Here is a 25,305-nt window from a genome sequence, read left to right on the forward strand (position 1 = left end):
GGGATCGGCGTCAGGATGCCGACTCGGCGGCGAGCCGGCCGAGGGTGTCGTTGAGCTGATCCTCGGTCACGAGCGGGAATTTGACCTTCTCGAGCAGCTTCTTGTCGGTGACCTTCGACCAGTCGTAGGTGTGGCGAACCAGCGTCTCGTTGGGACCCTGGGATTCCAGCTCCCACAGCCACTCCCATCCGGGCGGCTGGGTGCCGGCGGGCGCGGTCTGCCATGCCAGGAGCTTGTCCTTGGCGTAGCCCGTGACATGGTTGTCCGTCTTGTACTCGCCGCCCATGTGGTCGCCCGCCATGTTCATGGTGAACACGTCACCCACCTGCTGGATGCGGTCGGCGTGGTCCACACCGCGGATGAACCCCGAACCGTCGAGCGCCTGATGCCGTTCGGGATTGGAGAGAACGTCGAACACCGCGTCGACGGGCGCCTCGATCGTGCGTTGGACAGTGACCTGTGTGCTCTCGTTGTCGCTCATGACACAACACTGCCGAAAGTTCGGGTACTCGGCAACGTCCGGTCACCACCCTGTGCTCCCTGAGGAGCGCCCGGAGCCTGCGGAGGGCGCGTCACGAAGGGTCCGGTGACCGAGGTTGCGAGACCCTTCGTGACGCTCGCAAGCTCGCTCCTCAGGGAGCGGGCGTGGAGGGCGCAAGCTCGCTCCTCAGGGAGCGGGCGTGGAGGGCGCGAGCGCGCTCCTCAGGGAGCGGATTCGTTGACCATGATGGCGGGGCGAATCAGCGCGCGACCGCCCACGTCCCCAGCGCGGCGATCGTGGCGGCCACCGCGGCGGTTCCGGCGACTCCGATCACCGACCCGGCGACCGTGAGGATGATCAGCACCTCGGCGGCCACCACCAGCCAGGTACCGAGCGCGACGCGCGTCCGGTCGCGGGCGATCGCCGACAGCAGGACGACCTGCAGGACGGCGAGCGCGGCGCCGATGTAGGCGAACAACCACAGGATCGGCACGAGCGTGTCGTAGCCGTCCCCGAAGACGAGCGGGACGACCGGCCCGGCCGCACCGGCCAGCACGGTGAGTACGACCCCGATCCCGGCGACAACCGTCACCGCCTGACGCAGCGAGGCCCGCGACCGCGCGGGATCGGCCAGGCGGGGATAGAAGACCACGCCGATCGCCTGCGGGAGCCAGAAGGCCACCTTGGTCGCGATCGCGCCGAGTGCGTACACCCCGACCTCCTCCGCGTCGAGGACCCGGGGTGAGAGCAACAGGTCGATTGACGAGGCGACGATCAGCACCAGCTGGACCTGGGACGCGCGCACCACGCTGAGCACTCCCGCGGAACCCGACGCCCCACCTCGAGGCCGGTCGGCCCGCGCCACCGACCACACCACGAGCCATACGACGACCGCCGAGGCCGCGGCCCCCAGCGTCCCGGCCAGGAGACCACCCGCCGGCCCGGCGCCGGCGGCGAACGCCCCGATGATCGGCATCGACCGGGCGACACCGACCACGGCCAGCACCCAGGACAGCACCCGGAACTCGCCGCGCCCCTGCAGAATCCCCTGACCTGCGGCGATGAGGGCGAGTAGCGGCGCGGAGGCGAGTGCTGCCGCGGTCGTCGCGACATCGGTGCGCAACAGCAGCGCGACGAGCGGGGTGGCGACCACGGTGAGCACGACAACCCAGGACGTCGTCACCACCCCGAGCGCGCGGAGGCGTCCCTCGTCGCCGCCGAGCACGACCTCCCGGGCGATGACGTTCTGCAGGGCCATGGCCGGCACGCCGAGCACGAGCATGGCCGACAGCAGCACCGCGAACTCGCCGTATTCGCTGACATCGAGGAAGCGGGCACTCGCGGCGAGGTGAACCACGTACATGCAGACGTTGGCCACCATCGAACCGACCGCCACCGACCCGACGGCGCCGACGGTGCCCGTCGTCCGGCGCGTCTGCTGCATGGACCAAGTGTGCCGATCGGCCGCGAGGCGCTTTGCACCGGCTGTCGTCCGTAGGCAACGATGGGAAGGCTGCTGTCCACCCAGCCCGAGCTCCACAGACCGAGAGACCCTGATGTACGACGACAACCCCACCTACGACGCCGAGTCGACAGACATCGGTTCGCGCATCGACCCGGTGCTGGCCCGGAGCTGGCTGCTGGTCAACGGTTCCCACTACGCGAAGTTCGAGCCGGCGTCCCGTTCGCGCGCCGACATCGTCGTGTTGGACATCGAGGACGCCGTGGCTCCCAAGGACAAGGTCGAAGCGCGCGACAACGTCGTCCGCTGGCTCGGGCCGAAGGACGGGACCGCCGGCCCCGGCGCCGGAGACTGGTTCCGCGTCAACGGATTCGGCACCCCGTGGTGGGCCGACGACCTCGAGGCCCTCTCGCAGACCGCGGTCGGCGGGGTGATGCTGGCGATGGTCGAGTCGGTCGACCACGTCACCGAGACCGCCAAGCGCCTGCCCGGTCTGCCCATCGTGGCGCTCGTCGAGACCGCGCGGGGGCTCGAGCGCATCAGTGAGATCGCGGCCGCCAAGGGCACCTTCCGGCTCGCGTTCGGCATCGGGGACTTCCGCCGCGACACCGGTTTCGGCGACAACCCGCAGACCCTCGCCTACGCCCGTTCGCGTTTCACCATCGCCGCCAAGGCCGCCCACCTGCCCAGCGCCATCGACGGCCCGACAGTCGGTTCGAGCGCACTCAAACTCAGTGAGGCGACCGCGGTCAGCGCCGAGTTCGGCATGACCGGCAAGATCTGCCTCACCCCCGGCCAGTGCGCGCAGGTCAACGAGGGCCTCTCCCCCTCCCAGGACGAGATCACCTGGGCGCGTGAGTTCTTCGCCGAATTCGAGCGCGACGGCGGTGAGATCCGCAACGGCTCCGACCTGCCACGGATCGCGCGGGCGACCAAGATCCTCGACCTGGCCCGGTCATACGGCATCACCGAATCGGACTACGACGACGATCCGGTGCACGCTCCCGCGCCCTCGGACACCCACCACTTCTGATCGGCATCACCGCGGTGACCCCCCGACGACTGCTGCCGGCCCTGTACGGCACCGGTATCGGCGCGACCGCGGTGATCCTGGCGCCGCTGCTGCCGGGCCTGATCGGGGTCGGCGACCGGTACCTGCTGTACCGAGATGCGGTCTCCACACCGCGTACCCACGTCACGGACACCACGATCGGGATCGGCGACCTGCCGCCGCGCGCCGTGCCGCAGGACTGGTTCCTCGCGATGGTGAGCACCGTCCTCGACGGCGGGATCGTCGTGCTGGCGGTCCTCGCCGCGGCGCTGGTGTGCGCCGGAGTCGGCTACGGACGCCTGGCGGCCCGACTGGTCCCGGGCGCCGGGCGGGCCGGTGCCTCGGCGGCCGCGCTCGTCGCGGTGTGGAATCCCTATGTCGCCGAACGGCTCCTGCAGGGCCACTGGAGCCTGCTGGCCGGGTATGCGGCACTGGGGTGGATTCTCGTCGCGGTCATGGATCTGCGAGTACAAGCGGACGCCGTCCGGCTGCTGCAACTGGGTGGGCTGTTCGCCGTCGCCGGACTGACGCCCACCGGGTCCGTCCTCGCCGGAATCGTGCTGGTGGTGGCGCTTCTGGCGCGCCCGATCGGGTCGCGACCCACGGTGGCCGCCCTCGCCCTCTGGGTTCTCAGCACGCTGCCGTGGTTGCTGACGTCACTGATCACCGACGCCCCGACCACCTCCGCGGCGGCCGGGGTGGAGGCGTTCGGTCTGCGCTCCGAGCCCTGGCTCGGGCCCGTGGGCACGGTCGGTTCCCTGGGCGGGATCTGGAACGCCGACGCGGTGCCCGCCAGCCGGACCATCGGGTGGGCCGCGGTGGCCACCCTCTGTCTGCTCCTCGTCGTCGCCGTCGGCGCGCGGTATCTGTGGCGTCGTCGCGGGGAGCTGGATCCGTCGGTCCCCGCCATCGCGGTCCTGGCGTCGGTCACCGCGATCGTGTTGCTGCTGAGCACGTTCGGACCGGCCCGTACCGTCCTGGGCTTCGTCGTCGAGCACCTCGGCGGCGGCGGACTCCTGCGCGACACCCAGAAGTTCTCGGCGCTCCTCCTCCCGGCGGTCGCGGTCTGCGTGGCGGCGGCCGTGGCGGCGGCGCGGCGTCGTGTACCGGCGGGTTTCGCGCTCACCGCGGTCGTACTGCTGGTGGTGGCGCCGCTCCCCGACCTCGCGTGGGGCGTCGGTGGCGCGGTACGCGCGATCGACTATCCGGACGAGTGGCGACAGGTCGCGGAGATCGTGCCGCCGGATCGGGGTTCGGTCGCCCTGTGGCCTCCCGGCACGGTCCGCGAGTACCCCTTCGCCCATGACCCTTCGCTCGACCCCGCAGCACGGATGATGCGGGCGCCGGTCGTCGAGTCCGGCGAGCTCCGCGTCGACGGAGAGGTGATCGACCCGCCCGGCGCGCACGCCGCAGCGGTGATGCGGGTACTGGAGTCCGGTGGGTCACCGACTGCTCTCGCTGAACTCGGCGTCGGGTGGGTACTGGTCGAGAACGGTTCCCCGCCAGCACAACTCGCCGATTCCGGGCACCTCGCCTTCGACGGTCCGTCGCTGCAGCTCTATCAGGTGGGCGATCCGGCGGATCGCTCCGCGGGCGCCACCGACCGGGTGATCGCCACCGCCGCACACCTGGTCTGGGCCGCGCTCCTGGTCGCCGGGCTGATCGGCGTCGGCATCGGTGTGGTCAGCGGCCGGGCGCGGACAGCACGGCGTCGAACGTCGCCATGAATCCGTCGCAGGTCGCCGACCACGAGTAGCGGCTCGCCTTGACCCGCGCGTTCCGTCCGAGACGGCGTGCCTCATCCGGATTGTCGATGAGTTTTCCTGTCGCGCTGGCCAGTTCGTCCACCCCGTCGACGAGCAATCCGGTGTTCCCGTCGTCGATGGTGTCGGCGAGTCCGGCGGCACCGCGGTAGCCGATCGTCGGGACACCGTGCTGGGCGGCTTCGACGACGGCGAGTCCCCACCCTTCCTTCCGCGACGGCATGAGGTGGACCCGGGCCCGGGCGAGGAGTTCGTGTTTGCGGTGTTCGTCGACGTGGCCGTGGAAGGTGACCGCGTCGGTCACCGCGAGATCGTTTGCGGCGCGGTGCAGTTCGTCCGCCCACCAGCCGCCGCCGATGACGTCGAGGTGGGCGTCGACGCCGTCGTGGCGCAGCCGCGCGAGCACCGTCAGCGCATCCTCGACCTGCTTGTGCGGCACCAGCCGCGACAACACGCAGAGCCGCACCGGGCCGTCCGGCCCACCGGGAACCGCGTCCCGATCGGGACCGGTCGCCCCGATGCCCTCGGGCAGCGGATCGATCCCGTTGCGCACGACCGCGATCCGCTCGGCGTCCACCCCGAGTGCGACGAGTTCGGATTTCGACGGCGCCGAGACCGTCACGTATCGGTTGCGACGATGGACCCGAGGCGAGACCCGCGACTCGAGAAACCATCCCACGTGACCGAGGAGACGACCGGCGACCGGCCACTGTTCGCGGTGACAGTGGTGGACGAGGACCACCGTCGGGGCCGGCGAGACCAGCGCCGAGAAGAACGGGACACCGTTCTGGGTGTCGACGACGACATCGGGCCGGCACCCGGCCAGCGGCCCGAGACCGAGCCGGCCGCCGAGGATCGTCGCGAGCATGCGCGGATACACACTGATGCGTCCGCCGGCGCGGATGAACCGCATGCCGTCCCGCGTCTCCTCGCGGACGGACCCGGGGTAGGCGGAGGTGAGGAAGGTGACCCGCGCGCCGCGGCGGGCCAGTTCGGCCCCCACGCGTTCCAGGTAGGTCTCACTGCCGCCGCCCTGGGGGTGGCGGGTGTCCCGCCAGCACAGGAGCAGGACGTCAGACGGTGCGCGCATCGTCCGTCAGCCTACCCACCGCGGCCGGAGCGCCGGTACCCACCGCACGGGCGCGCCACTAGAGTGACCCGACGATGACGACTCCACTCCCCGGCGGTGCGCGGATGGCCCGGCTCGCCACCCTGCGCCGTGCCGCCGGACTGCTGAACGACTTCCGCTACGAGCAGTCCGACCCCGCACGCTTCTACGGCGCGCTCGCCGCCGACACCGCGAACATGGTCGAGGCGTTCGTACCGGACCTCGCCGGGACCGGTCCCGACGGGGCGGTGATCCTCGACGTGGGCGGCGGCCCCGGGTACTTCGCCGACGCCTTCCGTGCCCGGGGCGCCCACTACGTGTCCGTCGAACCCGATCCCGAGGAGATGCACGCCGGCGGGCTCGAGCATCGTGGCTCGGTCCGCGGCTCCGGCCAGGCCCTCCCCTTCGCCGACGGCTGCGTCGACGTCTGTCTGTCGTCGAACGTCGTCGAGCACACCCCGACGCCGTGGCAGATGGCCGACGAGATGCTGCGGGTGACGCGTCCCGGCGGCATCGTCATCATCAGCTACACACTCTGGTGGGGACCGTTCGGCGGCCACGAGATGGGCCTGACCCATTACCTCGGCGGCCACCGCGCGGCCCGGATGTACACCAGACGCAACGGTCACCCACCCAAGAACCTCTACGGGACGTCGCTGTTCGCGGTCTCCGCCGCCGACGGGCTGCGCTGGGCCCGGTCGGCGACCGGCAGCGGGCATGCCGAACTCGTCGCGGCGTTTCCCCGCTACATCCCGCGCTGGATGTGGTGGGTGATGCGCCTACCGGTGCTCCGCGACGTTCTCGGCACCAACCTCGTGCTCGTCCTGCGTCGACTGTGAGTATCCGGTTGCGGTTTGTCCCGGTTCCCGGGACAAACCGCAACCGGAACTTCGGGGCGTCTTGCTTTCTCCTTCGGCGACGTGCCTCCGGTGAATGGGTGGCAGTCGCCCGAGCGGTTTAGCTCGTGGCCGGCCACCATCGGTCGGCGCGCGCACAAGCCCGCATCGCGGTGCTCTCCGTCGCCTCCGACGCTGCACTCGGCGGAGTCGCCGCCGCGTGGTGGCTGGGTCTGCATCCCGCAGAACCTCGAAAACATCTCGTGCTCACCGGCGCTCGCGGAGCGCATGCGCGGTCGTCGGCGACTGCCGTGGTCCGGCACCGACGCCTCGCGGACGTCGACGTCACCACGCACGCAGACCTCCGGGTCACCGCAACGGCACTCACCGTCCTCGACGCAGCCACCGAGCTCGGGATCGCCGTCCTCGATTCGACTCTCCTGGCCGGCACGGTGAAACTCACCGACCTACAGGCCGCACACTCGCGGTACCCCAGACGGCACGGCTCCCCGGCCATTGCCCAGTACCTGCGACTCCTCGACGACGGCGCCCGATCGGAGGCCGAGCGAATCGTCGCCACCCTGTTCCACCGCTCGGGCCAGAAGGGCTGGACACCGAACCTGCCCGCCGAAGGGTATTTCATCGACGTGGCCTTCACCCACGGGAAGCTGGCCGTCCAAATCGACGGCTTCGCGCATCACCGCGATGTCCCGACGTTTCAGAGGGACCGGACCAAACGCAACGCCCTGACCGCCGCCGGCTGGACCGTCCTCAACTTCACCTGGGCCGATGTCGTCGAACGTGGCTATCACGTGGTCACTGCGGTGCACAACGCTCTGAGCCGTTCGCTCGCCGGATCCCGTTGCGTTTTGTCCCGGTTCCCGGGACAAAACGCAACGGGAAGGCCGGGGTTTGCCCGGACTACTCCGCGGCGAGGTCCGCGGTGCAGTTGAGCGTGCCGCCCTGGCTGGTCGCGGCAGCCAGTTGCTCGCCGTCGGCGAGGATCGCGCACGACACCGGGCCGCGGACCACGATGGCCGACAGGCTCGCCCGGGTCCCCTCGAGCTGCACCCGCTGGGACCACGGCGACCCCGTCGCCGGGATCACGGTCGGCGACCCCGGGCCACGACGGAACGTGAGCGCGACGACGTCGCCGTTGCCCGTCAGCTGGTAGGTGACGGTTCCGGAGCGCTGCGTCGTCGTGGTGGTCGACGTCGTCTCCTCGGTGGTCGTGGTGCTCGACGATGTCGTCTCGCTGGTCGTCGCCGGGCCGGTCGACTCGGTGGTCGACGAGGAGGCCGCACTGGTGGAATCGCCGTCGCCCGACCGGGTGACCAGGACGACGACCAGGCCGAGCACCACGAGCGCGATCAGCGCAGCCAGCGCCAGCCCGATCGTCCGCCCCTTCGATCCGGAGCCGCGAGGCGGTTCACCACCGGCCGGTGCGTCGTAGGGCGAGGACGCGTACGGCGAGCCGCCTGTGTAGTGGGGATCGGCGTACTGGGGCTCGGTGTACGGACCCGGATACGGCTGCCCGCCCTGGTGCGGCTCGGTGTACGGACCCGGGTACGGCTGTCCGGGCTGCTGTTCGGTGTAGGCCTGCGACGACGGCGCCGACGGGTCGAAGTCGGGATCGAACTGCCGGGTCTCCGGCGGATCGTTCCGCGGATCGTTGGGATCGCCCTCTGGTGGTCGGGTCATGCGCTCGATTCTGTCATCTGAGGATCGGGCTCGACCCGACCACCGTGAACTGCGTCAGATGTCGGCGATCGCTTCCAGCGGCCCGGTTCGCGCCGCGCGGACCGCGGGCCACAACGCGGCCAGCACTCCGACAACCGCCGACGCGACGAGAGTGATCACGATCAGCGACCACGGGACCACCGGGGCGCCCAGGCCCCATTCGGCGAGCGTCCGTACCAGCGCGACGCCGATGACGGTCCCGAGGAGCACACCCAGCACGGCACCGAAGATCGAGATCAGCACCGACTCGAGGTAGATCGAACGCCGGACCTGGGCCCGGACCATGCCGATCGCGCGCAGCATCCCGATCTCACGTTTACGTTCGACCACCGACAGCGCGAGCGTGTTGATGATGCCGAGTACCGCGATCAGCAGCGCCAGCCCGAGCATCGCGTACAGCGTGCCGAGCATCTGGTCGATCTGCGACGAGATCTGCCCCTTGAACTGATCCCGATCCTGGATCTGGACCGTGAGATACGCGGCCGTCGCGTCCTCGAGATCGGTGCGCAGGGTCTCGAGGTCGGTACCCGGGGCAGCGTTCACGAAGAGCGTGACGTTGACCCGTGCGAAAGGCGGGACGAGTTTCTCGTAGACGTCCGGACCGACCACCCACGGTTGCAGCGCCTCGTTGTCGGCATACACGCCGGCGATCGGGACCTGGACCTGCGCGCCCGTCGCGGAGGTGAACGTGACCACGTCGCCGCGCTTCCAGCCGTTGGACTTGCCGGTGCGCTCGCTGATCAGCATCCCGTCGGCGGGCAGATCCGACGACGCGCCGTCCTGCATGTCCATCACGGTCACGCTGTTGAGCGGTCCGCCGAGCGCGGAGAACCCGGTCTCCGACTTGTCGTCGACCTTGGCCTGGACGATGCCGAACGACACCACCTCGCCGACGCCGGGCACACCGTCGATCGCGTCGGTCACCGCCGGAGGCAGCGGCGACTGATTGGTGCCCGCCACGATGTAGTCGGCGGTGATACCCGCGTCGACCGCGTCGTCGACCGTGCCCTTGAACGACTGTCCGAGGGTGCCGATGATCGCGACCAGCATCAGTCCGAGGGTGAGCGCGAACGCCGTCGCGGCAGAACGCCGCGGGTTGCGGACCGCGTTGGTCCGGGCGAGGCGTCCGATCATGCCGAACGGTGCCCCGATGACCCGACCGAGCACGCTGACGAACGGGCGGGCGAGCGCCGGGCCGACGAGGACGGCCGACAGGACCGCACCCGCGGCGCCGGCACCCACCGTGACCGCGGGGCCGGTCCCTTCACCCATCGCACCGATGACGATCGCCGCGATCGAGGCGACGCCGATGATCGCGCCGAGGATGGTGCGGTTGCGCAACGAGGCCGACCCCTCGGCGGCCGATGCGCGCATCGCCTCGACCGGCGGCACACGTGCTGCTCTCGCCGCGGGTACCCACGCACTGATCATCGTCACCACGACGCCGACCAGGACGCCGGCCAGGATCGCATCCGGGCCGACGGCCAACTCACCGTCCGGTAGGCCCGACGTCGCGCTGGTGATCGCCTTCAGGCCGGCGGCCAGTGCGATGCCGATGGCCAGACCGAGGGCGCCGCCGAGGACGCCGACCACGAAGGCCTCGAACAGCACCGACCTCGACACCTGGCGTTGGCTCGCGCCGACCGCCCGGAGGAGCGCGAATTCGCGGTTCCGTTGCGCGACGATCATCGAGAACGTGTTGTAGATGATGAACGTGCCGACGACGAGACCGATCGCGGCGAACGCCAGCAGGATGTACTGGAAGATCTGCAGGAACTCGTTGACCTGGGCCTTCTGGTCCTCGCGGACCTGATCGCCGGTGCGGACGTCGTAGAGGTCGGCGTCGGCGCCGAGCCCGGCGACGATCCGGTCCTGCAGCTCCTCGGGGGTGACCCCGGCGGCGGCCGACATGTCGACGACACCGACATGCTCGCCGTCGGTGAACAACCGGGACGACGTCGCGGCGTCGAACTGGACGTTCACATACCCACCCGTCGAGCTCGGCGCGTCGACGAGACCCACGACGGTCACATCGAGCGGCGTGGCATTGCCCTGGCCCACGACGACCTTGGTCTTCGACCCCACCTTCAGGCCGGCGGCCTCGGCGGCCGAGGTGTTCAGCGCGATCTCACCGGCGTTCTCGGGCCCGCGGCCGCCCGGCAGGATCGTCGACTCCTCCGGCGAGAGCGCCTCGTCGGGCGGGATGTAGGTGCTGCCCACGCTCGGGGCACCACCGGTCTGGATGGCCTTGCCGTCGGAGTCGGCGACCGTGACCAGTCCGTTGTTGTTGACGACGAGCTTGTCGATGCCGAACTGCGCGCGCTGATCCCGGAGCTGGTCGACGATCGAGTTCGGCACCCCCGGCGACTGCCGGTCGGCCGGGGTCACCTCGACCGCGACGCCCGGCGCGGCGCTGTCGAAGATGTCGTTGAACGCCTTCGAGATGGATCCGGTGAACACCATCGAACCGGCCACGAACGAGGTGCCCAGGATGATCGAGAAGAGGGTCAGGAAGAGACGGAGCTTGTGCGCGCGGAGGTTTCGCAGCGAAACCCTGCGCATCACCGAGGAGGAGGCCACGACTCAGTGCGCTTTGGCGGCGTCGGGCGCAGGGACGTTGTCCAGGTTCTTCATGACCTCGAAGACATCGTCGGCGGAGGGCCGGGAGAGCTCCTGCACGATCTGGCCGTCGGCGAGGAACACCACGCGATCGGCATACGACGCGGCCCTCGGATCGTGCGTCACGATGACGACGGTCTGTTTGAACTCGTCGGTCGCGGCCCGCAGGATCGACAGCACCTCGCCGGAGGAACGGGAATCCAGGTTGCCCGTCGGCTCGTCGCCGAAGATGATCGACGGCTTCCCGATCAGCGCGCGGGCACACGCGACGCGCTGCTGCTGACCACCCGACAACTCACTCGGGAGATGTCCGAGCCGGTCGGTGATACCCAGCCGGGCCACCACGGCGTCGAACCATTCGGTGTCCACGGTGCGGCCGGCGATGTCGACCGGCAAGGTGATGTTCTCCTTGGCCGTCAGCGTCGGCACGAGGTTGAACGCCTGGAAGACGAAGCCGATACGGTCGCGGCGCAGCATCGTCATCGCCTTGTCCGACAACGCCGTCAGATCGGTGTCGCCGATGAAGACCTTGCCGTCGCTCGCGACGTCGAGACCGGCCAGACAGTGCATCAGGGTCGATTTGCCCGACCCCGACGGACCCATGATGGCGGTGAACTCGCCCTCCCGGAACGAGATCGAGACGCTCTTCAGGGCTTCGACGGCGGTGTCGCCGACGCCGTACCGCTTGGAAAGGTTGTCGGCTCCGGCAGCCACCGCATGCTTGGGCGCCCCGAAATCATCGCCACCGTCGTCTCGAGCGGCCACATCAGTCGTCGTCATGCCCTCAACCGTGCCAAATCCTGCGCCGGTTGGCCATCAGGTATCACCCTGACCCCACCCTGACAGGGGTGACGTTCGGCACTCTACTTCGGGATCTGGACCTCGAACGAGTGCAACCGGTTGGGCGATCCGACGTTGTCCGAGACCACGAGGAGGGTGCGGGTGCGGGTCTTGGCGAACGGGTTGTCCGGGTGCCAGTTACCCCAGGCGAGACCCGACATGTTGCCGGTGAGCAGATGCGGCGTCGCGGTGGTGGAGAAGATCCGCCGCTTGGCCATCGCCTTCTCGCGTCCGCTCAGCTTCTTCTTGTTCGTCACCGACGTGGCACCGCGGGTGGTCGTCCAGAAGATGTTCGCGAGCCGGCCCGGCCCACGCTCGAGGACCAGGAAGTCGGTCGAGTTGACGGCGAGAACGTCGGCGGCCACCTTGTTCGCGTCGGTGCGGTAGACGAACTCGCGATTGCTCTTGCCGAAGGTCAGCAGGCGGGCCGAACGCGCGGCGTCCTGCCGGAGTCCACCGGCCGTCAAAACGCTGACCTGACCCTGCGGTCCGACCGCCGCACCCGTGAGTCCGCGCTGACCCGCCAGACCCGACTTCGGCGACGGCCGCCACGCCGAGGGGATCGGCAGGTCGCGGATGACCTGTCCGATGGGCCCGATCTGACGGACGAACTGGTTGTTGCCACCGCTGACGACGGTGTAGCCGCCCGCGGACCGGCGGATGCCCTCGAACTGCGCCTGGCCGGGCAGCAACGGGAGGAACCACGGACCGAGGACCGTGCCGCCCCCGTTGATCCGCGGCTGCCCGGCGAATGCCGCGGTCACCGAGGTGTATCCGATCGAGGCGGTGAAGAAGCGTGCCGGCAGCACGTCTTCGGCGATCAGCACGTAGCTGCCGTTGCCGGTCCGGTCGATTCCGGAGATCCGGTTGACCGTCGGGAGTCCGTCCCCGATCGTCGTCGAATCGGTGAAGAACGCCGACACGCCCGCCCCGGAAGGCGGTGTCGCGGAGGCCGGTTGACCCGCGATCGGAGAGGCCAGACCGAGTACGCAGGCACCGACGATCGAGGCGCCCCACACACGTAGTTTCATGAGGGGCACGATACCTCAACCGTCACTTCTGACCCATCCGTACATTCAGCCCCGACGCCCCGCAGCACCCCGCGTCAGGCCAGGCGCTGCTTCAGGCCGTCCAGCTCGTCACGCAGCGAACTCGGCAGCTTCTCGCCCACGAAGTCGAAGAGCTCCTCGATCGACGGGATCTCCTCGCGCCATTCCTCGGGCTTGAAGGCAAGCGCCTCCGCGACGTCCTCGGCGGGCACGTCGAGGCCGCTGACATCGATCGACTCCGGCTTGGCGACGATGCCGATGGGCGTCTCGATGCCCTCGGCCTCACCCTCGATGCGCTCGATGATCCACTTCAGCACGCGGCTGTTCTCGCCGAATCCGGGCCACAGGAAGCGCTTGTCGTCGCCACGACGGAACCAGTTGACGTAGAAGACCTTCGGCAGCTTCGACTCGTCGGCGTTCTTGCCGATGTTCACCCAGTGCTGCAGGTAGTCACCGACGTGGTAGCCCATGAACGGCAGCATCGCCATCGGGTCGCGACGCACGGTGCCGACCTTGCCCTCGGCGGCGGCCGTCTGCTCGGAGCCGACGGTGGCGCCCATGAAGACACCGGTCTGCCAGTCGCGGGCCTCGGTCACCAGCGGAACCGTGGTCTTGCGACGGCCGCCGAAGAGGATCGCCGAGATCGGCACGCCCTGCGGGTCATCCCACTCGTCGGCCAGCGACGGGCACTGCGAGATGGGGGTGCAGTAGCGCGAATTCGGATGTGCGGCCTTGTGATCGGACTCCGGAGTCCAGTCGTTGCCGAGCCAGTCGGTGAGGTGCGCGGGCGCCGGGCCGTCGATGTCCTCCCACCAGATGTCGCCGTCATCGGTGCGAGCGACGTTGGTGTAGAGGGTGTTTCCGGCCTCGATGGTCTTCATCGCGTTCGGATTCGAGTCGTAGCTGGTGCCGGGGGCGACACCGAAGAAGCCGAACTCCGGGTTGATCGCGTAGAGACGACCGTCCGCGCCGAAACGCATCCAGGCGATGTCGTCGCCCACGGTCTCGGCCTTCCACCCGGGGATGGTCGGCTGGAGCATCGCGAGATTGGTCTTGCCGCAGGCACTCGGGAAGGCCGCGGCGATGTAGTAGACCTTGTTCGCCGGGCTGGTCAGTTTCAGGATCAGCATGTGCTCGGCCATCCAGCCCTCGTCACGGGCGATGACCGAGGCGATGCGCAGGGCGTAGCACTTCTTGCCGAGCAGGGCGTTGCCGCCGTAACCCGAGCCGAACGACCAGATCTCGCGGGTCTCCGGGAAGTGGGTGATGTACTTCTCGGTGTTGCACGGCCACGGCACGTCGGCCTGGCCGGGCTCGAGCGGCGCGCCGACGGAGTGCAGCGCCTTCACGAAGAAGCCGTCCTCGCCCAGGATCTCCAGAACGCGGGGACCGACGCGGGTCATGATCTTCATGGACAGCACGACGTACTCGGAGTCGGTCAGCTCGACACCGAGCTTGGGATCGTCGGAGTCCAGGGGGCCCATGCAGAACGGGATGACGAACATGGTGCGACCGCGCATGCTGCCGCGGTAGAGCTCGGTCATCGTCGAACGCATCTCGGCGGGGTCGACCCAGTTGTTGGTCGGGCCGGCGTCGTCCTCGGACTCCGAGCAGATGTAGGTCCGCGACTCCACGCGTGCGACGTCGGCCGGATCGGAGTTCGCCAGGAAGGAGTTCGGCTTCTTCTCCTCGTTCAGCTTGACCAAGGTGCCGGCCTTCACGAGGTCGGCGGTGAGGCGCTCCCACTCCTCGTCGCTGCCGTCCGACCACACCACCCGGTCGGGTTGGGTCAGCTCGGCGACCTCGGCCACCCAGGCCAGCAGTCCCGCGTGCTTTGTCGGAGCGCTGCTCGGGTCCAGTCCGGGAATGGTGGCTGCGGTCATCGTTGGGGCCTCCTCCGAGGTGGTGGCCGCTTGGAATGGCCACCTGTCAGGTCGTCTCGTCGTCCAGGATACGTACACCGAACGGGCGCTAGGTCACGGGGTTCACCAGGTGCGGTCTATCCCACACCCAGCGGACAGATGACCAAAGTCCCTGGTAGTCGCGCGCGGCCTGGTCTCCGCGCGAAGCGTACCGGTTCGGACGTCCGGTCACATGTCAGCCGATGCGTCCCGAACCGCCGGAGATCCACTCGCCGGTGTCCGGGTCGAGCACCGCCGAACGGAACTCGCCGTCCGCGCCGATCTCGGTGATCTTGTCGACCTGTCCGTCCCGATCGCTGTCCGTGTACACGGTAAACCCGTCGGGGCCGTTCCGGGTGAGGGAGTCGTTGATCCCGTCGTTGTCGGTGTCGACCTCGGCGGGTCCCAGATCCCAGATCCGGCCGTCCTCGTGCATCCACAGGTGATCGTCGAGCTCGTCGGACGCCGGCGTCTCGTGCAGCGCGGCCACCGACTCGAACGACCGCGGGTCGTCGGAGCCCCCCACCTCACCGAACAGCGAGGACTCGTCCGCGCGGTCCGGGTCCGGGGTGTCGTCGGAGAACATCGGGTCCATCGGAATCACTGCTTCCCGTCGTCGTGGCCGGCGCGGGTGCCCGCGGCCGGTTCGTCATGCCGTCGATCGTCTCGACGCCCGGCGGGGTCGTCGGATTCTCGTCCCGGATCGTCGCCTCGGGCGGGATGCGCCCACAGCCGTTCCGACCGCGCGGTGAGATCGCGGCGGACGGCCTCGGCCCGCTCGCGCCGGACCCGGGCGTCACGGACATCGATCCCGCTGCGCACGCGTCGGATCTCCTCGTCGAGCCGCGCGATCTCCGTCGACACCTCCCGGTTGCGGCGTTCGTGAGCGCGGGCGATCTGCCCGGCGATCCGGGTCTCGGCAGCCGAGACGCGCAGCGCGAGCTGATGATCGAGTGTGGTCCGCGCCTCGGCGAGCAGCTCGGCCGTACGCGCCGCCCGCTCGGAACGATCCACCGCACTCCGCCGGACGCGGATCACCCACGCCGCGACCGCCACGCCCAGGAGCAGGGCGAGCGGCATGCTGATCCACTGGAGCGTCTGGACCGAGGCCATCGGCGCGACGACCAGCCGTCCGACACCCAGACCGGTCGAGGCGCCGATGACCACGAGCAGCGCGTCTTCGGCGCCCGCGCGCCGCGCCCGGCTGCTCGGTCGTTCGGTGTGGAGATCCACCGCGGGCCAGGGCTCGTCCGTCGTCGGCTCGGCGTCCAGGCCGACCAGGGCGGTCGCCCGCACGGCGTCGACGCGCTCGTCGACACGGTGACGAATGCGGTCGGCGAGTTCGGACCACCCGGTCCGGACCCAGGCGCCGTACTCCTTGTCGGCGACCGGGGCACGGTCGGCGGCGGCCGCCGCCAGATCGCGCACCCCGGCATGCACTTCCGCCGACGACTGGGACCGGACACGGGACAGCCCGGCGCGGACGGCCGCCAGACGGTCCGAGCGCCCACGTTCGCGGGTGGCGAGCAGACGGCGGCGAACGGTCAGGAGCTCGTCGGCGTCGGCACGCGCGGACACCTCGTCGTCGGCGCCGGTCCCCGCGGAGGCGAGTAGATGCTCGACCGCGCCGATGCCCGCCCCCAGGCGGGCGCGCTCGTCGCGGAGTGCAGCCGGCGCGCCGGTCGCCTCGCGAAGCCATTCCGCGAGGGCCTCGACCCCCGACTCGTCCACGGCACCCCCCAGGGCCGCGACCGCGGACACCCCGAACAGGGGCAGCGACCCGAACGGGTCGAGGCCGGATCGGTGCGCACGCACGGTCCGCGGCCACTCCCAGAACGCATCGATCTTGGTGCACACGATCGCCACGGTCCCGACCTGCGCGCGCATCTGCTCGACGAGGAGTCGTTCCTCGTCCCCGACCGACGACGACGGATCCACGACCACGAGCGCCGCAGCAGCCGGTGCTCCGCCTCCCCGGGTGCGGGCGGCGATGTCGAGATCCGGGGCGAGCGCACGGCAGGCCTCGACCAGGGTGCGTACGCCCACCCCGTCGGTGCCGACGACCAGCACGCCGCTGCCGGTGCCGACGCGATCGGCGTCGAACCCGGTCAGCTCCCGTGCGTCGTCGAGTGCCGTGTCGGTCATCCGGCAACCCCCGCCCCGGCCAGCAGTCGTTCGGCCCCGGGACGGTCGAGGCCGGCCGCGGCCGCCTCCTCCAGCCGGCTGCGGAGCTCGACCTCCCGCCAGTACCGGATGTGGCCGACGCGAGCCCCGAGGGGTCCCGCGAGATCGGGCACCCCGGACGCGTCCCGGAGTGCCCTGCTCAGCTCCCGTGCGGTGGCGGCGACGGGTGACCGGGACTCGATGAGGGCGAGCGCGGTGTCGATGCCATAGGCGTCGATCCGGCGCAGCAGCCCCTGGCGCAGGAGACGTTCGTCGGAACCCGGGCGTCCGACGAGGAACCGGCCCGCCATGGACGGCATCCCGACACCCGCGGCCGCCATCGTCGTCAGTGCCGCGAACTCGGCGGCGTCGAGGTCGGCGCACGCCAGCAACTGCGACACCGGATACACCGGTGTGCCCAGACGGGTGGCACACGTCGACGCGACCGCGACCGCGGAGTCCCAGTCGCCGTGGGTGTCGGCCTTGCCGAGCACCACGAGGACACGATCGGACGGCAGGGACGCGAGGAGTTCGCGGTCCGCGCGGCGGGGCAACCCGGCCAGGACGAGGAGCCACAGATCGGCGTCGGCAGCACCCTGCTCGCCCTCGCCGGGTCCGATCACGGTGAGCGACAGACGTTCTCGGAGAGCGCGGGCCATCGTGTCCCGGCCGGTCCCGGGCCGGCCGACGACCTGGACGTGCAACGGACGGAGAAACCGCCGGCCCGCGGCGGTCAGGACGGGCACCAGCGGCGACCCCGGGTCGACGAGATCGGCGAGACGGCCCTGCTCGGCAGCGACCGACAACTCGCTCCCGGCGGGCCCACCGCGCCGGCCGCCGTTCACCGGTGCCCCCACCGCAGCCTCCTCGTCATCCGACCCCCCGCGCATCTCGCGACCCGGCCCCGGCACGCCGACGACCCCCCGGACATCAGCGCACGTGAACCGCGGCAGGGCCGAGACTAATCGGGATCGGCGCGAACGGCGGAGCTACCTCCACATGCCGCCCGGAGGCCGGTTCGGCGCACATCCGGGCCGCCGCGACCACCCACGACTGCGGCAGCCGACTCGCCCGCGACTTCGTCGAGACGGCTCGATGCGCAACGATGGACGCGTGAACAACAGCCCCGACAGGTCCCGGTTGTACCCCCGCGTGACGAGCTTCCGCTTCCGCCGCGGCACCTTGACGACCGGCCAGCAGCGCAACTGGGAGACGCTGTGGCCGGTTCTCGGCCGCGACCTCGAGATCGGCCCGGAGCGGGTGCCCGAGCCGCAACTCGACCTCACCGAGCTGTTCGGGCGCGACGCCCCGAAGGTCCTCGAGATCGGCAGCGGAACCGGCATCTCGACCGCGGCGATGGCCGAGGCCGAGCCCGACGTCGACGTCGTCGCCGTCGAGGTCTACAAGCCGGGCCTGGCCCAGCTCCTCGGTCTCATCGACCGCAACGGGCTCACCAATGTGCGTCTGATCCGCGGCGACGCGGCCATCGTCCTCACCGAGCTCATCCCGTCGTCGAGCCTCACCGGGATCCGACTGTTCTTTCCCGATCCGTGGCCCAAATCGCGGCACCACAAGCGGCGCTTCGTGCAGACCGGCACACTGGAGCTGATCGCCGACCGTCTGATCCCCGGGGGAGTGCTCCACATCGCGACCGATCACGCGGGGTACGCCGAATGGATCGCGGAGGCGCTCGCCACCCAGGACGCCGATCGCCCGCATGTCGTCCAGCTGACCCGCGAGTCGCCGATCCTGCTGGAGCGGCCGACGACGAAGTTCGAGGGACGAGCCGAGCGCGACGGCCGCTACGTCAGCGAGTTCGTGTACACGCGGCCCATCCCGCCGGTCACCGCGACCGGCGACACCCCGACGGGAGCCCGCCATGACTGATCACAGCCCCACCGGCTTCGCCGACACCATCGCCGGTCAGACGGGTACGCGCCGCATGCTGCTGGTGTGGGACGCACCCAACATGGACATGGGTCTCGGCGCCCTGCTCGGCGGGCGACCGACCGCGGCGCACCGCCCCCGATTCGACGCTCTCGGCCGCTGGTTGCTGCAGCGGACCGCAGATGTGTCCGCTCTCACCGACGGGGGCGGCGCGGTCGAGCCGGAGGCCACCGTCTTCACCAACATCGCCCCTGGTAGCGCCGACGTCGTCCGGCCGTGGGTCGACGCCCTCCGAAACGTCGGTTTCGCCGTGTTCGCCAAGCCGAAACTGTCCGACGACAGCGACGTCGACTCCGACATGCTCGACCACATCGAGCTTCGCAGGCACACTGTTGGACTAGCGGGCGTGATCGTGGCATCCGCCGACGGCCAGGCATTCCGCGAACCGCTGCTCGAGGTGGTCGGGGACGGCGTGCCCGTCACCGTCATCGGATTCCGGGAACACGCCAGCTGGGCACTGAGCACCGAAGAAATCGAGTTCATCGATCTCGAGGACATCGCCGGCGTGTTCCGCGAGCCGCTTCCGCGCATCGGGCTGGACTCCCTGCCCGACGAGGGTGCGTGGCTCACGCCCTTCCGTCCGCTCAGCGCATTGCTACGCTGACCTGCGGCGTCGTGGCCGCCCGGGGGTCGTCGGCCGGTTGTCGGCGACCCGCCGTCGGCGTCGGCCCAGGTGTGCTCGCGGGTGATCCGAGGCCGACGCCTCAGGGATCACTCAGGCAACACTGTCAGGATCTTTCGGGAAACTGACAGAATCGCCCCCGGCGCTCCGCGAAGGCGGGCGACCGGAGTGCCCGTCTCGTCGTCGTACACGAAAGGACATCAGCGTGTTCCGGTTCATCGGCACATTCGTCTACCGAATGCGCTTCCTCGTCATCGCGGTGCTGATCGCGATGATGGCCGGACTCGGACTGTACGGTCTCGATCTCGGCAAGCACCTCAGCCAGAGCGGCTGGTTCGATCCGACATCGGAGTCCGACACCGGTGCGCGGTACGCCGACCAGGCGCTGGGGCGCGACCACACCTCCGACGTCATCCTGATGATCACCCCGCCCGAGGGCACCCGCGTCGACGACAAGGCCTTCGGGGCCAAGGTGGAGACGTTCGTCGAGGATCTGATCGCGACCCATCCCGACATCGTCGGACGCGCCGATCCCGGCCTGTACGACCCGTTCCTCGTCCAGCCCGCACAGAGCACGCTGCAGGACCGGTTGTTCACCGAGGACGGCAGACACGCCTTCATCAGCATCGGTGTCGCCGGAGACGACGACACGACGGTCCTCGCCAACTACAAGACCATCGAACCGTTCTTCGACGACATCCCCGAACGGTTCGATCTACCCGGTACGACCTTCGAACTGGCAGGCCTGCAGCCGGTGGCCGGTTCCATGGCCGAGGGCATGGACAAGGACATCCACCGGGCCGAGGTGCTTGCACTGCCGCTCGTGGCGATCATGCTGTTCTTCGTGTTCGGCGGCGTCGTCGCCGCCTGTCTGCCCGTCCTGATAGGCGGTCTGACCATCGCCGGGTCGCTGGGCATCATGAAGATCCTGGCGCTCACCACCGAGCTGAACATCTTCGCGCAGTCGGTGGTCACGCTGATCGGTCTCGGCATCGCGATCGACTACGGCCTGTTCATCGTGTCGCGGTTCCGCGAGGAACTCGGTGAGGGTTATTCGACAAAGGCCGCGGTCCGAAGAACCGTGATGACCGCCGGCCAGACGGTGGTCTTCTCCGCGACGATCATCGTCGCCGCGCTGGCGTGTCTGCTGATCATGCCGCAGGGATTCCTCAAGTCCGTCGCCTACGGCGCGATCGCATCGGTGTCCCTGGCCGCGATCCTGTCGATCACGGTCCTGCCGGCGATCCTGGGCATCCTCGGCCCCCGCGTGAACATGCTGTCGATCAGCACGATCATGAAGTACACCGCGGTGCCGCTGGCCCGCCGCTTCTCCGGCGAGGAACGCGCCGTGGCGATCGAGAACCGGTTCAGCGGTCGCATGAAGACCAGCCAGGAGGTCGAGAACGGCTTCTGGGGCCGGCTCGCGACCTGGGTGATGAAGCACCCGGTCCGGACCGCGGTCCCGACCGTGCTCCTGCTGCTCGCGCTGATCATCCCGTTCGGCAGCATCCAGTTCGGCGGTATCAGCGAGAAGTTCCTGCCCCCGGACAATCCCAACCGTGTCGCGCAGGAGAAGTTCGACGAGTACTTCCCGAGCGAGCGGACCGAGGCCATCAAGCTCGTCATCATCTACGACGAGTCCAGTCAGACCGACCAGAACAAGCTCGACGCGATCGCCAAGCGCGCCGACGAGGTCCCCGGCTTCACGAACAAGTTCAGCGACCCCGACAAGTCCGACTTCGGCTCCTTCGACGCCGAGCGGTACCCGAACGTGGGCGTCTATCAGGTGTCGGCGGGCCTCCAGGACCGGAACACCGCCGCCCAGGCGATCGAGCAGTTGCGCGCGATCGACACCGAGGGCCTCACGATGTACGTGGCCGGCACCCCGGCACTGACGCAGGATTCGATCGACGCGCTGATGCAGCGGCTCCCGCTGATGGCGGTCATGCTCGTGCTCATCACCGGCCTGCTGATGTTCCTGCAGTTCGGCTCGCTCGTCCTGCCCATCAAGGCCGCGCTCATGACGGCCCTCGGTCTCGGTGCCACGCTCGGCATCCTCACCTGGATCTTCGTCGACGGCCACGGCGCCGAGCTGGCCAACTTCACCCCGGGCCCGCTGTTCGCGGCCGTGCTGGTGCTCATCATCGCGATCGTGTTCGGCCTCTCGACCGACTACGAGGTGTTCCTGCTCTCCCGCATGGTCGAGGCCAGACAGAAGGGTGCGAGCACGACCGAGGCGATCCGCAGCGGCACCGCGCACACCGGCGGCATCATCACCGCGGCCGCCGCCATCCTCGTCGTGGTCACCGGCGCGTTCAGTCTGTCCGAGATCGTGATGATGAAGTACATCGCGTTCGGCATGATCGCCGCGCTGATCCTCGACGCCACGGTCATCCGCATGCTGCTCGTCCCGTCGGTGATGAAGCTGCTCGGCGACGACTGCTGGTGGGCGCCGCGGTGGATGCGAGTGGTCCAGCGCAAGATCGGGCTCGGCGAGACCGTGCTCGACGACGAGCCCGACGAGCAGCGCGATGCCGGTGCCGGCGCCCGTCCGGTGAGCGCGGGCACCGTGGTGGCCGAGGCCCCGACGTCGGTGATGGCCGCGGCACGCAGGCAACCGGTCCCGGCGGGCTCAGTCCCCGGCCGGGGTCGGGTACCGGTCGGCACCGCGCGGTCCGCCGCACCGGGCCGGCCGGCTCCGGACCGCCCGCACGGCACCGCCCGCCCGGGCGCACCGGCCGGCCAGACACCCGACCAGCGCACCGGTGCCGGACCGACACCGGCTCCGGCGGGTCCGCCGGCAGGTCCCCCGACGACCACGGGACGTCCGAACACCGGGCCGACCCCGCCGCGCACCCCGCCGGCGCGCGTCGGACCGTCACCCGCACCCGGTGCTCCGAACCCCGAGCCGGCCGAACGCCGCCCGGTGGCGCCGTACCGTCGCTCCGCACTGTCGAAGAGTGATCGTCCCGACACCGGTGGCTGGAGCCTCGGCGAAGGCGGCATCCGGCTCGGCGACGCCGCACCTCGGTCGGCGAACGGCGACCGTCCGACGGTCACTCCCCGTCCGGCCCGCCCCGCGTGCCGGAGTCCGGCGGGCGCCCGAATCCGACGCCGGGCCCAGTTCGGCCGACTCCGGAGCCGACCGGCCAGCGTTCACCGCTCGGGCGACGGCCCGCCCTCGACGAGACCGGCCGCCGACCCCTCGCGGCCTCGGTCAGCCCGGAGGCGTCGACCCCGTCGTCTCGTGGACGGCGCAGCGCCGGTCCCTCACCGATGGAGCGCGGCCTGAGCGCCGACGCGACACCGGCAGCCGCCTCACGACCCGACGGCGGGCCCGCCTCGGGTGAGCAGGATCGTCCGGCGGACGACTCGACTCGTCGCCGTCGCCCGCGCACGGACCGGCACGCCCGGTCCGACGACACCGGTGACGACGGCCAGATCAGCGTCCAGGAACTGCTGAAGCGGAGTCGCTCGCAGAAGTAGCCGGCCGGACCCCCGTTCGCGGCCATGGTTTCCGTGCGCCGATTGATCGCGGGTCACGCTCAATCCGGGATGGGTCGGCACTGGGCAATGCCCTGATGTGACCGACCGCACATCCCGCGCAGGATGTCTGCCAGCACACCAACGCTGGAGGGACAGCCCGCATGACTTCATCCACCACCTGGACGTCCCCGGAGCATCGCAGAAGCGTGCTCTGGGTCGTCGCCCTTGCCACCATCGCGATCGTCTTCGACGGGTACGACCTCGTGGTCTACGGCACGGTCCTGCCCACCCTGCTCGACGACCCGTCCCAACTCGGTCAGCTCACCCCCGCCACCGCCGGGGCGCTTGGTTCCTACGCGCTCATCGGTGTGATGATCGGCGCCTTGCTGGCCGGCGCGGTCGGCGACCGTGTCGGTCGACGCCGGATGATGCTGGCCAACATAGTCTGGTTCTCCATCGGCATGGGTGCCACCGCCCTCGCCGCCGACCTCGCCACCTTCGGCATCTTGCGGTTCCTGACCGGTATCGGGATCGGAGGCCTGGTCGCGACCGCGGGTGCGATGGTCGCCGAGTTCGCACCGTCGTCGAAGCGAAACCTCTTCAATGCGATCGTCTACAGCGGCGTCCCCGCGGGCGGTGTGGTCGCCGCGATCCTCGCGATGCTGCTCGCCGACCATATCGGCTGGCGCGGCCTGTTCTGGGTCGGCGCGCTCCCCCTCGTCACGCTGTTCCCGGTCGCGTGGCTGCGCATGCCCGAGTCACCGCAGTGGCTGGCCGCACGCGGTCGGATCGATGCGGCGCGGGAGATCTCCGGTCGCACCGGCATTCCCGTCGGGACAACCGCGGTTCCCACCGGAACCGAGCAGGCGGGCAAGGTCGGGTTCGCGGTAGTGGCCTCCCGACGCTTCGCGGTGCCGACGCTGCTGCTGGGCAGCATGAGTTTCGTGGGTCTGCTGCTCACCTACGGCCTCAACACCTGGCTTCCGCAGATCATGAAGGCGAGTGGTTTCGACGCCAAGGGCTCGCTGTCGTTTCTGTTGGTGCTCAACGGCGGTGCCATCGTCGGCGGCCTCATCGCCGCACGGTTCGCCGACCGTCGGGGTCCGCAACAGGTCGTGGCGACGTCGTTCTGCCTGGCCACCTTCGCGCTGATCGGGCTGACCTTCGCACTGCCGCTGCCGGTTCTGCTCGCCGCCGTCGCCGTCGCCGGTACGGGCACCATCGGCACCCAGGTCCTTATCTACGGCTTCGTGTCGAACTTCTACCCCACCGAGGCTCGCGCGGCAGGTGTCGCCTGGTGCGCAGGGTTCGGACGGCTCGGCGGCATCATCGGACCGGTGATCGGGGGCCTGCTGATCGGTGCCGGGATCTCCTCGGTCACCGCCTTCTATCTGTTCGCCGGGATCGCGCTCATCGGCGCGGCCGCCACCATGCTGGTCGTCACCCCGAAACCGGCGGCCGGACCCAACGTCCCGCTGTCCGCGCCGGGGTTCGCGACCTCCGAATAGCGTTGGTACGGTAAGGAACAGATCGACCACGGCCTCGAGGAGCTCACTCCTCCTCGAGGCCGTGTTCGATGACGTAACGGGTCAGCTCCACCCGGTTGCCGAGCTGGAGCTTGCGGAGAGTGGCCTGGACATGGTTCTCGACGGTCCGGTGACTCAGGTCGAGGCGCCGCGCGATCTGCTTGGCGCTCAGTCCTTTTGCCACCAGGCGCAACACCTCGGTCTCACGTTCGGTGAGTACGGGTGCAGCAGGCGCGGCGTCGGGTTGCCGGGACATGCGCCGGTACTCGCCCAGCACCAGGCCGGCGAGTCCCGGCGTGAAGACCGCCTGCCCGTCGGCGGTCGCCCGCACCGCCTCGACCAGCTCTTCGCGCGACGACGACTTCACGAGATAGCCACTGGCCCCGGCCTTCACCGCTTCCAGCACGTCGTCGCGCTCGCCCGACGCCGACAGCACGAGGATGCGTGTTCGCGGGGAGACCTCGAGGACCGCGGCCGTCGCCTCGGTGCCGGTACCGTCGGGCAACTGCATGTCCATCAGGACGACGTCCGGCGTGACGGCGGCCGCGCGCCGGCCCGCGCTGCCCACGCCGTCCGCGGTGGCGACCACGTCGAATCCCTCGTCGGCGAGATCACGGGCCACCGCCTCACGCCAGATCGGATGGTCGTCGACGACCATGATCCGCAGTGGCGCCCGTTCCTCGTCACTCCGGCCTGCACCCATACCCGTTG

The 25,305-nt window shown here is 69.9% G+C and carries 18 protein-coding genes and 2 pseudogenes; 8 read left to right on the forward strand and 12 right to left on the reverse strand.

Translation table 11 applies throughout. The annotated features are described in order from the left end of the window. Nucleotides 1-10: 10 nt before the first annotated feature. Entirely contained in the window at nucleotides 11-481 is a 471-nt protein-coding gene (locus AC3B5T_RS05015; RefSeq protein WP_010843338.1) for an SRPBCC family protein, read from the reverse strand. Between the two features lie 259 nt (nucleotides 482-740). Further along, nucleotides 741-1,925: an MATE family efflux transporter gene (locus tag AC3B5T_RS05020; protein ID WP_010843337.1), complete on the reverse strand. Its 1,185-nt coding sequence runs from the start codon at nucleotides 1,923-1,925 to the stop codon at nucleotides 741-743. A gap of 112 nt (nucleotides 1,926-2,037) precedes the next feature. Between AC3B5T_RS05020 and AC3B5T_RS05025 the strand changes: the two genes are divergently transcribed. Continuing rightward, complete coding sequence (locus AC3B5T_RS05025; RefSeq protein ID WP_488358337.1) at nucleotides 2,038-2,976, forward strand: HpcH/HpaI aldolase/citrate lyase family protein; 939 nt, start codon at nucleotides 2,038-2,040, stop codon at nucleotides 2,974-2,976. Nucleotides 2,977-2,990: 14 nt separating this feature from the next. Then, nucleotides 2,991-4,721 carry an MmpA family trehalose lipid delivery protein gene (locus AC3B5T_RS05030; protein ID WP_488358339.1) on the forward strand — a complete coding sequence of 577 codons (1,731 nt, stop codon included), beginning with the start codon at nucleotides 2,991-2,993 and terminating at the stop codon, nucleotides 4,719-4,721. Here AC3B5T_RS05030 and AC3B5T_RS05035 read toward each other — a convergent pair. After that, a complete protein-coding gene (locus AC3B5T_RS05035; protein WP_488358340.1) occupies nucleotides 4,678-5,847 on the reverse strand; it encodes a glycosyltransferase family 4 protein in 1,170 nt (389 codons plus the stop codon). The two genes, AC3B5T_RS05030 and AC3B5T_RS05035, sit on opposite strands and share 44 nt — an antisense overlap. A 74-nt stretch (nucleotides 5,848-5,921) precedes the next feature. Between AC3B5T_RS05035 and AC3B5T_RS05040 the strand changes: the two genes are divergently transcribed. Both AC3B5T_RS05040 and AC3B5T_RS05045 read left to right on the forward strand, forming a co-directional pair. After that, nucleotides 5,922-6,704 (forward strand): class I SAM-dependent methyltransferase, encoded by a 783-nt coding sequence (locus tag AC3B5T_RS05040; protein WP_488358342.1) that lies wholly within the window; start codon nucleotides 5,922-5,924, stop codon nucleotides 6,702-6,704. Further along, nucleotides 6,701-7,654 (forward strand): annotated as a pseudogene (locus AC3B5T_RS05045) (endonuclease domain-containing protein). The gene AC3B5T_RS05040 and the pseudogene AC3B5T_RS05045 overlap by 4 nt, the downstream one beginning before the upstream one ends. Here AC3B5T_RS05045 and AC3B5T_RS05050 read toward each other — a convergent pair. The 8 genes from AC3B5T_RS05050 to AC3B5T_RS05085 all read right to left on the reverse strand — a co-directional run bounded on the left by AC3B5T_RS05050 (nucleotide 7,623) and on the right by AC3B5T_RS05085 (nucleotide 17,870). Next, complete coding sequence (locus AC3B5T_RS05050) at nucleotides 7,623-8,402, reverse strand: hypothetical protein (protein WP_488358343.1); 780 nt, start codon at nucleotides 8,400-8,402, stop codon at nucleotides 7,623-7,625. The pseudogene AC3B5T_RS05045 and the gene AC3B5T_RS05050 sit on opposite strands and share 32 nt — an antisense overlap. A 54-nt stretch (nucleotides 8,403-8,456) precedes the next feature. Beyond that, nucleotides 8,457-11,003, reverse strand: coding sequence for an ABC transporter permease (locus AC3B5T_RS05055; protein ID WP_488358345.1), 2,547 nt, complete (start codon nucleotides 11,001-11,003; stop codon nucleotides 8,457-8,459). 21 nt (nucleotides 11,004-11,024) lie between these two features. Further along, nucleotides 11,025-11,840: an ABC transporter ATP-binding protein gene (locus tag AC3B5T_RS05060; protein WP_035717671.1), complete on the reverse strand. Its 816-nt coding sequence runs from the start codon at nucleotides 11,838-11,840 to the stop codon at nucleotides 11,025-11,027. An 83-nt stretch (nucleotides 11,841-11,923) separates the two neighbouring features. Then, nucleotides 11,924-12,931: an esterase-like activity of phytase family protein gene (locus AC3B5T_RS05065; protein WP_488358346.1), complete on the reverse strand. Its 1,008-nt coding sequence runs from the start codon at nucleotides 12,929-12,931 to the stop codon at nucleotides 11,924-11,926. Between the two features lie 74 nt (nucleotides 12,932-13,005). Beyond that, complete coding sequence (locus AC3B5T_RS05070; protein WP_055475647.1) at nucleotides 13,006-14,832, reverse strand: phosphoenolpyruvate carboxykinase (GTP); 1,827 nt, start codon at nucleotides 14,830-14,832, stop codon at nucleotides 13,006-13,008. Nucleotides 14,833-15,046: 214 nt separating this feature from the next. Further along, entirely contained in the window at nucleotides 15,047-15,454 is a 408-nt protein-coding gene (locus tag AC3B5T_RS05075; protein WP_442902691.1) for a DUF6802 family protein, read from the reverse strand. Beyond that, nucleotides 15,451-16,995 (reverse strand): hypothetical protein, encoded by a 1,545-nt coding sequence (locus tag AC3B5T_RS05080; RefSeq protein ID WP_488358348.1) that lies wholly within the window; start codon nucleotides 16,993-16,995, stop codon nucleotides 15,451-15,453. The genes AC3B5T_RS05075 and AC3B5T_RS05080 overlap by 4 nt, the downstream gene beginning before the upstream one ends. Next, complete coding sequence (locus AC3B5T_RS05085; RefSeq protein ID WP_488358349.1) at nucleotides 16,992-17,870, reverse strand: hypothetical protein; 879 nt, start codon at nucleotides 17,868-17,870, stop codon at nucleotides 16,992-16,994. Before AC3B5T_RS05085 ends, AC3B5T_RS05080 begins: the two co-directional genes overlap by 4 nt. Before the next feature lie 238 nt (nucleotides 17,871-18,108). Here AC3B5T_RS05085 and trmB point away from each other — a divergent pair, with 238 nt between their 5' ends. From trmB to AC3B5T_RS05105, 4 genes and pseudogenes are all read left to right on the forward strand, one after another. Beyond that, nucleotides 18,109-18,900, forward strand: coding sequence for a tRNA (guanosine(46)-N7)-methyltransferase TrmB (gene trmB, locus AC3B5T_RS05090; protein ID WP_010843323.1), 792 nt, complete (start codon nucleotides 18,109-18,111; stop codon nucleotides 18,898-18,900). After that, complete coding sequence (locus AC3B5T_RS05095; RefSeq protein WP_010843322.1) at nucleotides 18,893-19,564, forward strand: NYN domain-containing protein; 672 nt, start codon at nucleotides 18,893-18,895, stop codon at nucleotides 19,562-19,564. The genes trmB and AC3B5T_RS05095 overlap by 8 nt, the downstream gene beginning before the upstream one ends. Nucleotides 19,565-19,787: 223 nt before the next feature. Then, a pseudogene (locus tag AC3B5T_RS05100) lies at nucleotides 19,788-23,068 on the forward strand (MMPL family transporter). A 161-nt stretch (nucleotides 23,069-23,229) separates the two neighbouring features. Then, a complete protein-coding gene (locus tag AC3B5T_RS05105; protein WP_488358351.1) occupies nucleotides 23,230-24,576 on the forward strand; it encodes an MFS transporter in 1,347 nt (448 codons plus the stop codon). Nucleotides 24,577-24,619: 43 nt separating this feature from the next. Here AC3B5T_RS05105 and AC3B5T_RS05110 read toward each other — a convergent pair whose 3' ends face one another. Further along, a complete protein-coding gene (locus AC3B5T_RS05110; RefSeq protein WP_014928391.1) occupies nucleotides 24,620-25,297 on the reverse strand; it encodes a response regulator in 678 nt (225 codons plus the stop codon). Nucleotides 25,298-25,305: the final 8 nt, after the last annotated feature.

The sequence above is a fragment of the Gordonia sp. G4 genome (assembly GCF_057770005.1).

Excerpts from the sequence above, each read along its gene's own strand:
- AC3B5T_RS05050 (WP_488358343.1), bottom strand. The coding sequence starts at position 8,402 with ATGACCCGACCACCAGAGGGCGATCCCAACGATCCGCGGAACGATCCG.
- AC3B5T_RS05110 (WP_014928391.1), bottom strand. The coding sequence starts at position 25,297 with ATGGGTGCAGGCCGGAGTGACGAGGAACGGGCGCCACTGCGGATCATG.
- AC3B5T_RS05105 (WP_488358351.1), top strand. The coding sequence starts at position 23,230 with ATGACTTCATCCACCACCTGGACGTCCCCGGAGCATCGCAGAAGCGTG.
- AC3B5T_RS05095 (WP_010843322.1), top strand. The coding sequence starts at position 18,893 with ATGACTGATCACAGCCCCACCGGCTTCGCCGACACCATCGCCGGTCAG.
- AC3B5T_RS05040 (WP_488358342.1), top strand. The coding sequence starts at position 5,922 with ATGACGACTCCACTCCCCGGCGGTGCGCGGATGGCCCGGCTCGCCACC.
- AC3B5T_RS05065 (WP_488358346.1), bottom strand. The coding sequence starts at position 12,931 with ATGAAACTACGTGTGTGGGGCGCCTCGATCGTCGGTGCCTGCGTACTC.
- AC3B5T_RS05015 (WP_010843338.1), bottom strand. The coding sequence starts at position 481 with ATGAGCGACAACGAGAGCACACAGGTCACTGTCCAACGCACGATCGAG.
- AC3B5T_RS05035 (WP_488358340.1), bottom strand. The coding sequence starts at position 5,847 with ATGCGCGCACCGTCTGACGTCCTGCTCCTGTGCTGGCGGGACACCCGC.
- AC3B5T_RS05025 (WP_488358337.1), top strand. The coding sequence starts at position 2,038 with ATGTACGACGACAACCCCACCTACGACGCCGAGTCGACAGACATCGGT.
- AC3B5T_RS05070 (WP_055475647.1), bottom strand. The coding sequence starts at position 14,832 with ATGACCGCAGCCACCATTCCCGGACTGGACCCGAGCAGCGCTCCGACA.
- AC3B5T_RS05060 (WP_035717671.1), bottom strand. The coding sequence starts at position 11,840 with ATGACGACGACTGATGTGGCCGCTCGAGACGACGGTGGCGATGATTTC.
- AC3B5T_RS05055 (WP_488358345.1), bottom strand. The coding sequence starts at position 11,003 with ATGCGCAGGGTTTCGCTGCGAAACCTCCGCGCGCACAAGCTCCGTCTC.
- AC3B5T_RS05080 (WP_488358348.1), bottom strand. The coding sequence starts at position 16,995 with ATGACCGACACGGCACTCGACGACGCACGGGAGCTGACCGGGTTCGAC.
- AC3B5T_RS05020 (WP_010843337.1), bottom strand. The coding sequence starts at position 1,925 with ATGCAGCAGACGCGCCGGACGACGGGCACCGTCGGCGCCGTCGGGTCG.
- trmB (WP_010843323.1), top strand. The coding sequence starts at position 18,109 with ATGCGCAACGATGGACGCGTGAACAACAGCCCCGACAGGTCCCGGTTG.